Annotated in this window: 16 protein-coding genes; 12 read left to right on the forward strand and 4 right to left on the reverse strand. The window is 63.2% G+C overall.

The annotated features are described in order from the left end of the window. Positions 1-78 precede the first annotated feature (78 nt). Both BLS13_RS10185 and BLS13_RS10190 read left to right on the forward strand, forming a co-directional pair. On the forward strand, positions 79-1,251 hold the full coding sequence (locus tag BLS13_RS10185; RefSeq protein WP_093451843.1) for a bifunctional 2-C-methyl-D-erythritol 4-phosphate cytidylyltransferase/2-C-methyl-D-erythritol 2,4-cyclodiphosphate synthase: 1,173 nt from the start codon (positions 79-81) through the stop codon (positions 1,249-1,251). Positions 1,252-1,280: 29 nt separating this feature from the next. Beyond that, positions 1,281-1,817 (forward strand): CinA family protein, encoded by a 537-nt coding sequence (locus BLS13_RS10190; RefSeq protein WP_093451845.1) that lies wholly within the window; start codon positions 1,281-1,283, stop codon positions 1,815-1,817. Here the strand turns inward: BLS13_RS10190 and BLS13_RS10195 are convergent. Both BLS13_RS10195 and lipA read right to left on the reverse strand, forming a co-directional pair. Then, positions 1,754-2,239 (reverse strand): type II toxin-antitoxin system RatA family toxin, encoded by a 486-nt coding sequence (locus BLS13_RS10195; protein ID WP_093451846.1) that lies wholly within the window; start codon positions 2,237-2,239, stop codon positions 1,754-1,756. The genes BLS13_RS10190 and BLS13_RS10195 overlap by 64 nt on opposite strands. A gap of 1 nt (position 2,240) precedes the next feature. Beyond that, positions 2,241-3,179 carry a lipoyl synthase gene (gene lipA / locus BLS13_RS10200; protein ID WP_093451848.1) on the reverse strand — a complete coding sequence of 313 codons (939 nt, stop codon included), beginning with the start codon at positions 3,177-3,179 and terminating at the stop codon, positions 2,241-2,243. A gap of 100 nt (positions 3,180-3,279) precedes the next feature. Here lipA and BLS13_RS10205 point away from each other — a divergent pair, with 100 nt between their 5' ends. The 4 genes from BLS13_RS10205 (at position 3,280) to BLS13_RS10220 (ending at position 5,150) form a co-directional block, all read left to right on the forward strand. Then, complete coding sequence (locus BLS13_RS10205; protein WP_093451849.1) at positions 3,280-3,912, forward strand: carbonic anhydrase; 633 nt, start codon at positions 3,280-3,282, stop codon at positions 3,910-3,912. A 36-nt stretch (positions 3,913-3,948) separates the two neighbouring features. Then, positions 3,949-4,272, forward strand: coding sequence for a hypothetical protein (locus tag BLS13_RS20685; protein ID WP_093451851.1), 324 nt, complete (start codon positions 3,949-3,951; stop codon positions 4,270-4,272). Beyond that, the gene (locus BLS13_RS10215; protein ID WP_093451852.1) at positions 4,269-4,652 is read left to right on the forward strand and encodes a type II toxin-antitoxin system VapC family toxin; all 384 of its coding nucleotides are present in this window, start codon (positions 4,269-4,271) and stop codon (positions 4,650-4,652) included. Before BLS13_RS20685 ends, BLS13_RS10215 begins: the two co-directional genes overlap by 4 nt. A 69-nt stretch (positions 4,653-4,721) precedes the next feature. Further along, on the forward strand, positions 4,722-5,150 hold the full coding sequence (locus tag BLS13_RS10220) for a hypothetical protein (protein WP_256325803.1): 429 nt from the start codon (positions 4,722-4,724) through the stop codon (positions 5,148-5,150). Between the two features lie 43 nt (positions 5,151-5,193). Here the strand turns inward: BLS13_RS10220 and ettA are convergent, their stop codons facing one another. Further along, positions 5,194-6,873 carry an energy-dependent translational throttle protein EttA gene (gene ettA / locus BLS13_RS10225; protein WP_093451854.1) on the reverse strand — a complete coding sequence of 560 codons (1,680 nt, stop codon included), beginning with the start codon at positions 6,871-6,873 and terminating at the stop codon, positions 5,194-5,196. A 102-nt stretch (positions 6,874-6,975) separates the two neighbouring features. Between ettA and BLS13_RS10230 the strand changes: the two genes are divergently transcribed. From BLS13_RS10230 to BLS13_RS10250, 5 genes are all read left to right on the forward strand, one after another. Continuing rightward, on the forward strand, positions 6,976-8,358 hold the full coding sequence (locus BLS13_RS10230) for a M28 family peptidase (RefSeq protein ID WP_093451855.1): 1,383 nt from the start codon (positions 6,976-6,978) through the stop codon (positions 8,356-8,358). Positions 8,359-8,484: 126 nt separating this feature from the next. After that, positions 8,485-9,426, forward strand: a complete 942-nt coding sequence (locus BLS13_RS10235) for an MBL fold metallo-hydrolase (RefSeq protein WP_256325804.1) — start codon at positions 8,485-8,487, stop codon at positions 9,424-9,426. Beyond that, a complete protein-coding gene (locus tag BLS13_RS10240; RefSeq protein ID WP_093451857.1) occupies positions 9,426-9,863 on the forward strand; it encodes a YeeE/YedE family protein in 438 nt (145 codons plus the stop codon). Before BLS13_RS10235 ends, BLS13_RS10240 begins: the two co-directional genes overlap by 1 nt. Then, complete coding sequence (locus tag BLS13_RS10245; protein WP_093451858.1) at positions 9,863-10,285, forward strand: DUF6691 family protein; 423 nt, start codon at positions 9,863-9,865, stop codon at positions 10,283-10,285. The genes BLS13_RS10240 and BLS13_RS10245 overlap by 1 nt, the downstream gene beginning before the upstream one ends. Before the next feature lie 13 nt (positions 10,286-10,298). After that, positions 10,299-11,075, forward strand: a complete 777-nt coding sequence (locus BLS13_RS10250) for a sulfite exporter TauE/SafE family protein (RefSeq protein WP_093451860.1) — start codon at positions 10,299-10,301, stop codon at positions 11,073-11,075. 4 nt (positions 11,076-11,079) lie between these two features. Here BLS13_RS10250 and rmuC read toward each other — a convergent pair whose 3' ends face one another. Next, complete coding sequence (gene rmuC, locus BLS13_RS10255; protein WP_093451861.1) at positions 11,080-12,498, reverse strand: DNA recombination protein RmuC; 1,419 nt, start codon at positions 12,496-12,498, stop codon at positions 11,080-11,082. A gap of 210 nt (positions 12,499-12,708) precedes the next feature. Here rmuC and BLS13_RS10260 point away from each other — a divergent pair, with 210 nt between their 5' ends. Continuing rightward, on the forward strand, positions 12,709-14,556 hold the full coding sequence (locus BLS13_RS10260; RefSeq protein WP_176943533.1) for a methyl-accepting chemotaxis protein: 1,848 nt from the start codon (positions 12,709-12,711) through the stop codon (positions 14,554-14,556). Positions 14,557-14,676: the final 120 nt, after the last annotated feature.

A 14,676-nucleotide genomic window follows, 5' to 3' on the forward strand; every position in this document is an offset into this window, starting at 1 on the left:
TTTGCCTAAAAAAACGGCAAGGCTTCCGTAAACGTAAAGGCGCTGGCGGGCAAGGCCGGGCTCGGCTAAGCGCGCGCCATGCTGAACGACAAACGGATAGCCGGACTGATCGTTGCCGCCGGAGACGGCGTGCGGTCCGGACAGAATCTGCCCAAACAATATGTGCGGATTGCCGGCCGGGCCGTGCTGACGCATGCAATCGATGCGCTGTTCGCTCACCCGGCGATCGACATCGTACAGATCGTGATCGGATCCGGCCATGAGTCGCTGTATGCCGAAGCGATCGGCGATCGGCCCCTTCCTTCCCCTGTGCAGGGCGGCGCCACGCGCCGCGATTCGGTGATCGCCGGGCTCGAGGCGATCGACGCCGACATCGTACTGATCCATGACGCCGCGCGACCGTTCCTGCCACCCGAGGTGATCGACCGGCTGCTTGCGGCGCTTTCGGATACCGACGGCGCCGTGCCGGCGCTCCCCGTTGCCGACACACTCGCCCGTGGCGATAGTTCCGGGCTCGGCGACACGGTGGGACGCGACGGCCTGTATCGGATCCAGACCCCACAGACCTTCGCCCGTGCGGACATATTGGCCGCGCACCGCGCATGGGACGGGGCCCGGGAAGCGACCGACGATGCGCAGGTCGCCCGCGCCCACGGTCTGTCCGTGGCGATCATCGAGGGAGACCCAATGCTCGACAAGCTCACTTATGCGGCCGATTTCGCGCAGGCGGCCGAACGGATCCGGCCGACGATGATCAGTCGCAGCGCCAGCGGCTATGACGTGCACGCCTTTGCCGAAGGATCGGGCGTCTGGCTTGGCGGGCTGTTGATCGCGCACAACCGGGCGCTGGCCGGACATAGCGATGCCGACGTTGCGCTGCATGCGATCGTCGACGCGCTGCTGGGGACGATTTCGGCCGGCGATATCGGATCGCATTTCCCGCCGAACGATTCGCGGTGGCGGGGCGCGGCATCGGAGATTTTCGTCCGCCATGCCCGCGACCTCGTGGTCGCCGCCGGCGGGATTATCGATCATGTCGACCTGACGATCATCTGCGAAGCACCCAAAATCGGGCCGCATCGCGAGGCCATCCGGACGCGGATTGCCACCTTGCTCGACGTTCCGATCGCGAATGTCAGCGTGAAGGCCACGACGACCGAGAAGCTCGGCTTCACCGGGCGAAGCGAGGGAATCGCCGCACAGGCAATTGCAACCGTGCGCGTACCGGAATCGTATAGTAAGGCAAATTGACACCGGCTTCGGTGCTGAGGAAAATTGACGTGCCAGATTGCTGTGACACCACTTTGCCAACCGAACTCGTTACCCTGGCCCGTCAGGTGATCGAGGCCAATCGCGCCGCCGGCAAGCGGATCGCGGTGGCTGAAAGCTGCACCGGGGGCCTTGTTTCAGCGGCACTCACCGAAATCCCCGGATCTTCGGACGTTTTCGAAGCCGGCTTCATAACCTATGGCAATGATGCCAAGGTTTCGATGCTCGGCGTGGCGCTCGATCTAATCGACACATTTGGCGCGGTCTCGATCGCGGTCGCCTGGGCGATGGCGCGCGGCGCGCTGGAAAAGAGCGGCGCCGATGTCGCCGTCGCGATCACCGGCGTTGCCGGGCCCGACGGCGGCACCGACAAGAAGCCGGTCGGTACGGTGGTATTCGGCCGCGCGCACAAGAACAGCGATCCCGACGACGTCGTCGCCGACAAGCGGCAGTTCGGCGATCTCGGCCGCGGCGGCGTGCGCCTTCAAGCGGCGCTGTGCGCACTCGAATTGCTGATGCCCGGCGCGGCCTTCTCGGGAGACGCATAAAGCGCGGCCGCGCGTTCCTCGAACGCGCCGATCATGCGCCGGAGTGCCCGATCGAACATCTGCCCGGCGATCATCTCGAAAATCCGCGACTTGAATTCGAAATCCACCGTGAAATCGAGCAGGGTACCGCCGTGCCCATCGCTGCGGAACGTCCAGTCATTGCGCAGATATTTGAGCGGTCCGTCGATATAATCGACATGGATGCTGTTCGGCCGATCCTTCGTGACACGCGATCCGAAGCGTTCGCGCAGCGATTTGAACCCGACCATCAGATCGGCGACCATTTCGGTTTCGCTATCGGATCGCACCCGTACCGCCGATACCCATGGCAGGAATTGCGCATAGGATGGCACATCCGCGACCAGATCGAACATCTGTTCGGGGCTGTAGGGCAGCGTACGGGTTTCGCTATGACGCGGCATATCAGATCGAAGCGGTGGCCTTCGCCCTGGCGAACTGCTCTGCGCGCGCCGCCTGCATCTTCGCGAAATCATCGCCGGCATGATAGCTGGAGCGCGTGAGCGGGCTCGATGCGACAAGCAGGAAGCCCTTGGCGCGGCCGATCGCGGCATAGGCATCGAACGTTTTGGGCGGCACGAATTCGATCACCTTGGTGTGCTTCGGCGTTGGCTGCAGATATTGGCCGATCGTCAGGAAATCGATGCCGGCCGAACGCATATCATCCATCACCTGATGGATTTCGAGCCGTTCCTCGCCGAGCCCGACCATCACGCCCGATTTGGTGAAGATCGTCGGATCGAGCCGCTTCACGCTTTCTAGCAGCCGCAGCGAGGCATAATAACGCGCGCCCGGCCGGATCGTCGGGTAAAGGCGGGGGACCGTTTCGAGGTTGTGATTGTAAACATCGGGGCGCGCCGCGACGATCATCTCCACCGCGGCATCGGCCTTGTTGCGAAAATCCGGGGTCAGAATCTCGATCGTCGTCTTCGGCGTCGTGCGCCGCAGCGCCTCGATCACCTTGACGAAATGCTTCGCGCCGCCATCGGGCAGATCGTCACGATCGACCGACGTGACGACGATATGTTCGAGCCCGAGTTCGGCGGCGGCATCGGCGACATGCTGGGGCTCGGCCTGATCGATCGCCTTCGGCATGCCCGTCTTGACGTTGCAAAAGGCGCAGGCGCGCGTGCAAACGTCGCCCAGGATCATCACCGTCGCATGCTTCTTGGTCCAGCATTCGCCGATGTTCGGGCAGGCCGCCTCTTCACACACCGTCGCCAGGTTGAGCCGGCGCATCAGGTTGCGGGTTTCGGTAAAAGCCACACCCATCGGCGCCTTGACGCGGATCCAGTCGGGCTTGCGCTGCTTGGCCGGCGCTGCGGCAGGGAGTGCTTCGGTCATGCCGCCCAGATAGGCGATATGGTCCGGTCTTGCCAGTCCCCGCTTCGCAGCCTAACTGGCGGCGCGGCGCGGTTTCATCCAATCAGGGAGACTTTGGACCATGACCGACTTTTCGGGTCTGATCGACGGCTATAAGCGGTTCAAGACTGGGGGCTGGCAAAGACAGCGTGCGCGCTGGGCAGAGCTTGCCGACGGGCAAAACCCCAAGGTGATGGTGATCGCCTGCTCCGACAGCCGAGTCGATCCCACCCAGATTTTCGATACGTCGCCTGGCGAGATGTTCGTCGTCCGCAACGTCGCCAATCTGGTGCCACCATTCGAAACCAATCCAGGCTATCATGGCGTTTCCGCCGCGCTGGAATTCGCGGTGACGCAGCTCGAAATCCCGGAGATCGTCGTGCTCGGCCATCAGGCGTGCGGCGGCTGTGGCGCCGCGCTCAGCAAACGCTTCGAGCATGCGCCGAAGGGCGCCGGCGGCTTCATATCGGACTGGATCCAGCTGCTCGACGAAGCCCGCGAACGGGTGGTTGCCGAACATGGCGAGGGGGAAGCCGCGATTCGTGCGCTGGAACTGGAGGCCGTGAAGGTGTCGATGGTCAACCTGCGCACTTTTCCCTGCATCCCGCAACGCGAGTCTGCCGGAAAGCTGCGTATCCACGGCGCCTATTTCGCGATCGCCGACGGCATGCTTCACGTTCTGAACACCGGGACCGGGCAGTTTGAGCCGCGCTGATTGTGAGAACTGTGATTCTGTGATACTGTGCGTCACGTGAAAAATGTAACGATCGCTCTGGACGATGACACCCACCGGCTCGCGCGGATCAAGGCCGCGGAGATGGGAACGTCCTTGTCTGCGCTGGTGAAAGCCTATCTGAGCGGGCTGATCTCGGGTGATGCGTCCGAACATACCGGCGTCAGGGAGACGCCATCGACCTATACGCCCCCAGCCAAGCTGCCGCCGCGGAAATTCGGCCAGATGAAGGGGGAGATCTGGATGGCCGACGATTTCGATACCTGGCCGGACGACATCCAGAAGATCTTCGACGAGATGCTTGACGGCGCGCTGGAAGGCCAGACCAAGAAACAGCCGTGAAACTGCTGCTCGACACCCATGCACTCATTTGGGCCGTTCAGGACAACCCCAGGCTCGGCAGGCGGGCACGCGCCCGAATAGGGGATCGGAAGAACAAGGTGCTTTTCAGCACCGTTTCGATCTGGGAGATATTGATCAAGATCCGGACCGGCAAGCTCCACATCGATTGGCGCAAACTGACGGGCGCTGCGGGAGAAGCAGGTTATGCGAGGCTCGACATCGGCATCGACCATATGGAAGCGCTCGACGCTCTGCCGCTCCGTCACGGCGATCCCTATGACCATCTGATCCTCGCACAGGCGATCTCCGAAAGGGCGACTTTGGTCACCGCCGATCAGAATATGAAGCTGTACGACGTCCCCATCCTCGAATGCGGCTGAGCAGAAAAATCGGAACGGCCCCCTCACCATCGGCGTTATCCCCACCATCAGAATGGAAAGGATTGCCCGATGCCTATCAAGCCCCATTGGCTCGCCGCCGCCGCAATACTGGTGAGCGCGCCCCTGCTGCAGCCTTTGGCCGCCCAGTCGACGGCCAAAGATGCGCCCCACGCCGCCGCCGATGCGCGCGAGATGCCGGTGACGGCCGCGCTCAATACCAAGGTCGACAGCAGCATCGCCGCCACCGAAGCCGTGAACGCCAACGCCGAGGCGCTAAACGCCGAACAGCAGGCACAATATGCCGCCGATCGGCAAGCATATCTGGCCGCAATGCGCGCACATCATCGCGATGTCGTCGCGACTGACGCGCATTATATCCATCAGCAGGATGCCTATGCCGCCGCGATGCATGACTGGCGCGTCCAGGTCGCGCTTTGCAAACATGGTCACCCCCGCGCCTGCGACCTGCCGACGCCGGATCCCGCCAACTATATGTAAAAGCTTCTTTCCTCCCCGAGACTGCTCGGGGAGGAAAGAAAATTCAGCGCGTCAGCTTCTTGTACGCAAGGCGGGTCGGACGATCGGCGGCGTCGCCCAGACGGCGGCGCTTATCCTCTTCGTACGATTCGAAGTTCCCTTCGAACCATTCGACATGGCTGTTGCCTTCGAACGCCAGGATATGGGTCGCCAGGCGATCGAGGAAGAAGCGATCGTGGCTGATCACCACGGCGCAGCCCGCGAAATTCTCGAGCGATTCTTCGAGCGCGCGCAGCGTTTCGACATCGAGATCGTTGGTTGGCTCGTCGAGCAGCAGCACGTTGCCGCCCTTGCGGAGCATCTTGGCCATATGAACGCGGTTGCGCTCACCGCCCGATAGCTGACCGACCTTCTTCTGCTGGTCGCCGCCTTTGAAATTGAACGCGCCGACATAGGCACGGGTGGCGACGTCGTGCTTGCCGAAGGTGAAGCGATCGAGCCCGTCCGAGATTTCCTCCCACACGTTCTTGTTCGGATCGAGATGATCGCGGCTCTGATCGACATAGCCGAGTTTGACGGTCGAACCGATCTTGATCTCACCGGCATCGGGCACTTCCTGACCGGTGATCATCTTGAACAGGGTCGTCTTGCCGGCGCCATTCGGCCCGATGATACCGACGATGCCGCCCGGCGGCAGGGTGAAATCGAGATTTTCGAACAGCAATTTGTCGCCGAAGCTCTTGGTCAGCCCCTTGGCTTCGATCACGTTGCTGCCGAGCCGTTCGGGAATCTGGATCAGAATCTGCGAGGCGCCGGGGCGGCGATCATTCTGCTTTTCGACGAGCTCGTCGAACGCACGGATACGCGCCTTGCTCTTGGTCTGGCGCGCCTTGGGGCTTTGCCGGATCCACTGGAGCTCCTGCTGGATCGCCTTCTGGCGGCCCTCCTCCTCGCGGTCCTCCTGCTCCATGCGCTTGGCCTTGGCTTCGAGCCAGGCCGAATAATTTCCCTCGAACGGAAGCCCGCGACCGCGATCGATCTCGAGCACCCAACCCACGACATTGTCGAGGAAGTAGCGATCGTGGGTGACCAGGATCACGTTACCGGCATAATTGATCAGGTGATTTTCGAGCCACTGGACGCTTTCGGCGTCGAGATGGTTGGTCGGTTCGTCGAGCAGCAGGATTTCCGGCTTTTCGAGCAACAGCTTGCAGAGCGCGACGCGACGGCGCTCACCACCCGACAAGGTGGTGACATCGGAATCGCCGGGCGGGCAGCGCAAGGCCTCCATCGCGATCTCAAGCTGGTTGTCGAGCGTCCAGCCATCGACCGCATCGATCTTTTCCTGAAGCTCGCCCATCTCGGCGAGGATCGTATCATAATCGATGTCCTCGGGCGGATCGACGAGGATATTCGAAATCTCGTTGAAACGATCGACACAGTCGGCGACCTCGCGGACGCCGTCCATGACGTTGCCCTTGACGTCCTTGGTCGGATCGAGCTGCGGCTCCTGACTCAGGTAGCCGACGCGATAATTTTCGGCAGCCCAGGCCTCGCCGACGAATTCCTTGTCATACCCGGCCATGATTTTCATCAAGGTCGACTTACCGGCGCCGTTGACGCCGATGATCGCGATCTTGGTGCCCGGCAGGAACTGCAGGTGGATATCGTTCAGAACCGGCTTCGGTGCGCCGGGGAAGGTCTTGGTCAGACCCTTCATAACATAACTATATTGCACGGCCATCGGCTGTGGATCCTCGTCGGGCAAGCGGGCTGGAATTTTGCGGCCGCCCTAGCTCAGGAGCGGCCGATTGGCAAACGCCTAACCGGGAGATAGGGTCTCCCCATGAGCAGATTCAAGATGCTGGCGCTGGCCGCCGCTTCCGCCCTTTCCTTCCCACTGCCCGTCCAGGCGTCGCCGGAACAAACCGCGCGGCTTCGCGATGCAGCGCTTGCCGACACGCTCGCGTGGGACATCACCGAAGGCCTGACCACCGAGATCGGCCAGCGCAAGGCCGGCAGCGACGCCGAAGCACGCGCCCGCGACTGGGCGGTGGCGAAGCTCAAGGCGCTTGGCTTCAGCAATGTCCGAATCGAGACGTTCGACATTCCCTATTGGGAACGCGGCATCGCGACAGCCGAGATCACCGCCCCTTTCCCCCAGCAGCTCATATTGACCGCGCTCGGCAATAGCGGCGCGACGCCGGACAAGGGGCTGACAGCCGAAGTCATCGGCTTCGACAGCCTCGATGAGCTGAAGGCGGCCGATCCAGCGGCGGTGAAGGGCAAGATCGTATTCGTAACGCATCGGATGGCGCCCGCGCAGGACGGATCGCCGTACGGCCCCGTCGGCAACGTCCGCCGACAGGGGCCATCGATAGCCTCGAAGCTTGGCGCGGCGGCGATCCTGATCCGATCGATCGGCACCGATCATCACCGCGTGCCGCACACCGGCGTGCAGGACTGGAGCAACGGCGCGAAGCCGATCCCGGCGGCGGCGCTCTCCAATCCCGATGCCGATCAGCTCGAACGTGTCCTCAAACGCGGCAAGCCTGTTTCGATCGCGCTGACGATTACCGCGAAGATGGCGGGCAAGCGCCAGTCCGGCAACGTCATCGCCGAGATAACCGGCCGCGATCCCGCCGCCGGAATCGTACTGGTCGGCGGACATCTGGATAGCTGGGATCTCGGCACGGGCGCGATCGACGACGGCACCGGCGTGGCGATCACGACCGCGGCCGCGAAACATATCCTCGACGCCGGGCAACCCTTGCGCACGATCCGGATCGTCTGGTTCGGATCGGAGGAGATCGGCTCGTTTGGCGGGACCAATTATTTCGATCGGCACAAGGCCGAGAAGCATCATGTCGCCGCCGAATCGGATTTCGGCGCCGATCGGGTGTGGCGCTTCGAAACCCGGGTGACCGACGCCGCCGTGCCGGCGATGAAGCCGATCGCCGCGGCGCTGCTGCCGTTAGGCATCGTGCAGGGCCACAACGGCACGGCAGACGGCTCCGATCTCGACGAACTGGCGAAAAGCGGTGTGCCGATCATCGCGCTGAGCCAGGACGGCACGCGCTATTTCGATCTGCACCACACCGCCGACGACACGCTCGACAAGGTCGACCCCGCCCAGCTCCGCCAAAATGTCGCGGCCTGGACCGCGATGCTGTCGGTGGTCGCGAACGATCCCACCGAATATGGGCCGGTAACGGGCAAGACGGAGTAGGCTTCAGCCCGTACACGTTTATCTACGTATCCTCCAGGGTCGAGCAGACGGGTTAATCACCGGCAGCCTTCGACGTACCGAAGGCGTTCGGGCAAATATTTGCCCGAAATTGCTGGAGTCGCCGCCGTGTCGAGCCCTGATCCTGCCGATCCTGTTTTGGAGCGCGCCGCTTCCGCCATCGCGTCCGCACGCGGCAATGCCGCGGAGCGCCCACTGATCAAAACCTTCTTCGACGAGACCACGTTCACCGCCAGCCATGTGGTGCACGACCGGACAACAGGAAAGGCGGCGATCGTCGACTCCGTACTCGATTTCGATCCTGCCGCGGGGCGCACCTCCCATGCGTCGGCCCAGAAGATTGCGGATCATGTTCGCGCCGAGGGGCTAAGCGTCGACTGGCTGATCGAAACACACGCCCATGCCGACCATCTTTCTGCCGCGCCATGGTTGCAGCAGCAACTCGGCGGCAAGCTGATGATCGGGCGGCAGATCGTCACCGTACAGCGGGTGTTCGGCGAGATTTTCAACGAGAACAGCGCCTTCAAGCGGGACGGTTCGCAGTTCGATCGGCTGGTCGACGATGGCGACACGTTCAAACTGGGAAACATGGACGTGATCGTCATGCATGTCCCCGGCCACACGCCGGCAGACATGGCCTATGTCGTGGGTGACGCGGTGTTCGTCGGCGATACGCTTTTCATGCCCGATTATGGCACGGCACGGGCCGATTTCCCGGGCGGCGACGCGCATCAGTTATATCGTTCCATTCGTCGGCTTTTGGCGTTGCCCGCCGAGACGCGGCTATTCCTCTGCCATGATTACAAGGCTCCGGAGCGCGCCAATTTCCTGTGGGAAACGACCGTGAACGCCCAGCGATCCGGCAATGTCCATGTTCATGACGGTGTGAGCGAGGAGGCGTTCGTCGCGATGCGGGTGGCGCGCGACGCGACGCTCGATATGCCCCGGCTGATCCTGCCCTCGGTACAGGTCAATATGCGCGGCGGGCAGCTTCCGCCCCCGGAATCGAACGGCATACGCTATCTCAAACTGCCGCTGGATATATTGTGATGGACTGGTCCCACGCCATGCCGCTCGCCGGACTGACCGGCGGACTCCTGATCGGGCTGGCCGGCGCGGCGATGCTGCTCGGCCTTGGCCGGATCGCGGGGGTGAGCGGGCTTGCGGCACGTGCCGTCGGTATTTCGCGAACCGGTGCCCCCTGGGGCATTGCCGCCGCTTTCGTTGTCGGCCTGCCGATCGGGTGCGGAATATTGAGCCTGATCGCAGGTCCGGTCATGACGCGCTTCCCGACATCGCTGGCGGTGATCCTGATCGGCGGGCTGCTCGTCGGCTTTGGCACGCGGATGGGAAGCGGCTGCACCAGCGGCCACGGCGTTTGCGGCCTCTCGCGCCTATCCCCCCGCTCGATCGTCGCGACATTGAGTTTCATGAGCTTCGGCTTCGCGACCGTCGCGATCATGCGCCTGCTGGGCATTTCGTGGTGATGAAGCGCGTCCTCATCGCCCTCGTGGCGGGCATCCTGTTTGGCGCCGGGCTCGCCTGTTCGGGCATGTCCGATCCGACCCGCGTTCGCGCCTTCCTCGATCTGTTCGGCGGGCGCTGGGATCCGACGCTGGCCTTCGTGATGGGGGGCGCTATCGCGCCGATGGCCTTGGCGTGGGCGATTCGGCAGCGAATGGACGCGCCGATCGCCGACAGCACCTTCTCCTTGCCCGATACCAGCGAGATCACCCCGCGCCTCATCGGTGGCGCCGCGATCTTCGGCATCGGCTGGGGGATAGCCGGCCTCTGCCCTGGGCCGGCCATCGCGGACCTCGCCATCCGCCCGGCGCTCGCCGCGCCGTTTGTCCTTGCAATGCTCGCCGGCTTCGTACTGCACCGCCTCGTTGATCACCCAAAGAACTGAGCGGGAGCCCGCAATGCTCGATCCCATCCAATATGCTTTGGGGGCGCTGTCCGGGGGCCTCGTTGGCTTCACGCTGGGGCTCGTCGGCGGCGGCGGATCGATCCTTGCCGTACCGCTGATGGTCTATCTGGTCGGTGTGAGCAGCCCACATGTTGCGATCGGGACGAGTGCGCTGGCAGTTTCGATCAACGCCGCGACGGGCCTGGCGAGCCACGCCCGCGCGCATACTGTAAAATGGCGGTGCGGCGGGATGTATGCGGCGGCCGGCGTGGCGGGCGCATTTGCCGGGTCGAGCCTGGGCAAGGCACTCGACGGGCAGAAACTCCTGTTCCTGTTCGCGATCGTGATGCTGATCGTCGGCGGGCTGATGCTGCGGGCGCGCAAGGCAACCGGTGTCCCCGGCGCGCAGTGCAACCGCACGAATGCGCCGAAGGTTCTGGGATTTGGCTTCGGCACCGGACTCTTTTCGGGCTTCTTCGGAATTGGCGGCGGGTTTCTGATCGTGCCGGGGCTGATGGCCTCGACAGCGATGCCCATGATCAACGCGGTTGGTACCTCGCTTGTAGCGGTAACCGCCTTCGGCCTTACCACCGCGCTCAATTATGCGCTGTCCGGCCTGATCGACTGGCCACTGGCCGGTGTGTTCATCGCCGGCGGTGTCGTGGGTGGCTTTGCTGGCAGCATCATCGCCAAGCGGGCATCGGGGACGGGCCATCTGACGACGGTCTTTGCGATCCTGATCTTCGCCGTTGCCGCTTATATGCTGTGGATGAGCGCTTCGTCGCTTTGAGAGATCAGTCCGGCTCGACTTGCGGCGCCACGAGCAGTTCCGGCCCCGCCTCGCGCGCCAGCACCTCGACGGCGACGACCTCGTCAATATCCTTGCCGCCGGTTTCAATATTCAGATCGCGGAACTTACGGCCCGTCACGAGCACACGCCCCTCGAAGCTCGCCACGAACTTGTTGTAATTCTCTACCGCGCTGGTGAGCCCCCCGCCGACCCGCTTGAGGTGGCCAGCCGCGACCGACAGCCGTTCGAACAATTCCTTGCCCAGCTTGCCAATCTCGCGCGCTTCCTCCGCTACCTTTTCCTGCCGCCAGAAGCTGGCAACTGTGCGGGCCAGCGCCACCAGGTTGATCGGTGTCGCGATCAGCACGCGGCGTTCGTGCGCCCAGTCCCATAAGCCGGGATCCTGTTCCATCGCAGCCGACAGGAAATGTTCGCCGGGAATGTACATCACTACATAGTCGGCCGCATCGCCGAACCGGTCCCAATAGGCCTTCTGGCCGAGCTGGCTGGCGTGGGTGCGCAACGCCGCCGCATGAGCCTTCAGCAGGGTGATCCGCACCGCATCGTCGACCGACTCGCTCGCATCCATATAGGCGTTGAACGAGCATTTGGCGTCGATGATGAGCCGTCGCCCGCCCGGCAGGCGAACGACGACATCGGGGCGCAGCCGGCCGTCCTCGGTATCGACCGACACCTCGGTCGCGAAATCGGCATAAGGCGAGAGGCCGGCCTGTTCGAGCACGTTGCGCAGCGATTGCTCGCCCCACCGCCCCCGCGCCTTGGGACTGGCGCGCAGCGCGTTGACGAGCTTGGCGGCCTCATCGCGCACCTGCCCCTGCCCCACCCGCACCTGATCGACAGCCTCGCGCAGGCCCGCATAGCTGTCGACGCGCTCCTTCTCGACCTTCTGAAGTCCTTCCTCATAGCGCTTCAGCGTCGTTTCGACCGGGGTCAGCAGCGCCTTCAACTGAGCCTCATTCTTTTCGCCGGCCTGATGAAAGCGCTGATCGGCGCGTTCGAGGAACTGGCGTTGGGCCGTATCGAGCAATTTGGCGCCAACTTCGGAGAACTGCGCGGAGAGCTGATCCTTCGCCTCGCGGAGCTGGAGGAGTTGCGCCTCGAAAGCCTCAATCCGCGCTTCACGTTCGGCGACGAGCCCCGCACGCTCGGCCTCGCTGCCGGCAAGCGCGGTCCTGGTCGCGTCCAGGGTGGTGCGTGCTTCGGTCAGCTCGACGCGGATCGTCGCCACCTGTTCAGCCTGGCCCCGCGCCAGATAGAGCTCCGCCGTGGCGGCAGCGAGGTTGGCGCGCAGCCCCTCCCGTTCGCGCTCGACCGCCGCCAGCGCGCGCGCCCTGACCGACCAGCCGATGGCCAGCCCGATAAACAGGAACAGAGGAAGCGCGAGCGTCAGCAGCGGCAGCATTATGATCGACAGCCTCGAAAGAACAGATAGTGAACCCTGCAACGACGAACCGCGAATTGCAATGGGTTAGAACATAGCGCACGCGGTCGCCACCACGAAGGCCGGGTTCTTTCTTCACGCGACGCTAACCATTGGCGTGCTAGCCCTTGGATCCCACTTTGGAGCGTGCGAATGCGGCAGTCGATCGCAATATCCTATTGGCGCCGAAGAGTGGCGCCATTTGTTGATCGATCAGGCCAGCTGATCCCATTCGTGTGCGTGATCCTGATCGCAATTGTCGGCTCGATCATCACGATGACATCACTCGTCGGGCAGATCGACCGTAATGTGGGCGCAAAAGTACACGATCTCGTTGCTGGCGCACTCGCCCTCGAAGCGCAAAACCTTGCCGATTCGGCCAGTTCGACGGCGCATTGGGATGATGCCGTAGATCATATTTACGGCAAACTCGATACGGATTGGGTGCAGACCAACCTGTCCTACCCGATGCACAGCTTCGTTATAGACGCGCGCGGGCGGACGCTGCGTTCCATCGGGCCCGACGGCGATCGCGGTACCAAGACTTTGGCGCAGCTGATTCCGACCGGGCTCACTACCCTTCTCGCTCGGTTGCCGCATGATCAAAATACAGCCCAGCGCATGAAAAGCGGGGTCGCGCTGCTGACAAGCTATGGAGGCAAGCCGGCGATCGTCGCCGGGATGGCTGTATTGCCGTTGCTGCACCCGAAGCCAATTCCCGGCGGCGGGTTGCGGTACATCGTGTTCGTCAGGGAAATCGACGCCCGCATGTTAGCCGCATGGCAGGTGGCGTTCAAAATTCAGACCATCCGGTGGGTTCGCCCGACCAGCGATGACATGGCAAACGTGCTTAACGTGCGCGATTCGGGCGGCATCCTACTTGGCACACTGTACTGGCCTCCAGCGCAGGCCGGCCTGCGTGCGTGGCGCGAAATTCTACCGCTGCGGATTGCCGTCGCCTTAAGCTTCGCGAGCGCATGCGGATGGCTGATCATACGATCACGACGACGGCTGGAGATGAGCATGCTCGCCGCCCGTGATGCCGCCAACGCGGCCAATATCAGCCGCCAGGATGCCGAGGCCCATGCACAAAAGACCATGGCCGCGCTCAAAACCGCGAATGAAGCGCGCGTGCGTGCATCCTGGCTATCGCAGCGGGAAATTGCCGAGCGCGCGCGCCACCGCGAGCAACTGCGCGAAACCCAACTCCGCATCGCCGCCGATCTCCGATCTTCGCTGACCAGGCTGGTCGATAAATTGCTGGCCTCGGCAAGCGCGCTCGAGGAAAGCGCGGATTTCGCCCTTGCAACTTTGCACGAACAACGGACACATGCCGACGGGATCCGCGATCGGTCACACGACGCCAACAGTGCCGCGCAGACCATCTCGGCCACGCTCGATCAGCTCACAATATCGATCGGCGAGATCGGTATGACATCCGATCGCGCCTGCGCCGCCGCCAATGCCGCCAGCGAACGATCGGCCAGGGCGCGTAGCACCAACGACAATCTTTTGCACCACGTCGCCTCGATCGATCAGGCTGCCGGGTTGATCGCCCAGATCAGCGGCCAGACCCGGCTGCTGGCCCTCAATGCGACGATCGAGGCCGCCCGCGCCGGCGAAGCCGGCCGCGGCTTCGCCGTAGTGGCCAGCGAAGTCAAATCGCTCGCCCAGCAGACCGGGCAGACCACCGAAGCCATTCACAGCCGCGTTAACGGCATCGGCAGCGCCGCGCGATCCACCGTCGAGCTGGTCGACTCGGTCGATGCCATCATGACCGATCTCGTTTCGACGATCACCGCTTTCGCCACCACCATCGATCGGCAACGCGAGGCCGTGGTCCGTATCCAGGGCAGTTCCCGCGGCCTCAGCGACAATGCACGCGTTGCTGACGAGACGATCAAGGCGATCACGACATCACTCGATATCGTGGCCGCAAATGCCACGTCGACGCGCAGCATCGGCCAGGCCGTCCGTGGCCATGCCGAGCAGCTCAATGCGCAATTCGCCCGGCTGGTAGGCGAACTCGAGGCGGCGTGAGCGGATGTGCCTTTGGGCAGCGGCGATTCCAAGGCATCGCCATCGACAGAATGGCGCAATACACTCGAGACTTCCCTTAATCGCCATGACCGTTAATATGATTTCGGGGGCAATTTTGGC

It is taken from the genome of Sphingomonas sp. YR710 (assembly GCF_900101455.1).
In the GTDB taxonomy this organism is placed as follows: domain Bacteria; phylum Pseudomonadota; class Alphaproteobacteria; order Sphingomonadales; family Sphingomonadaceae; genus Rhizorhabdus.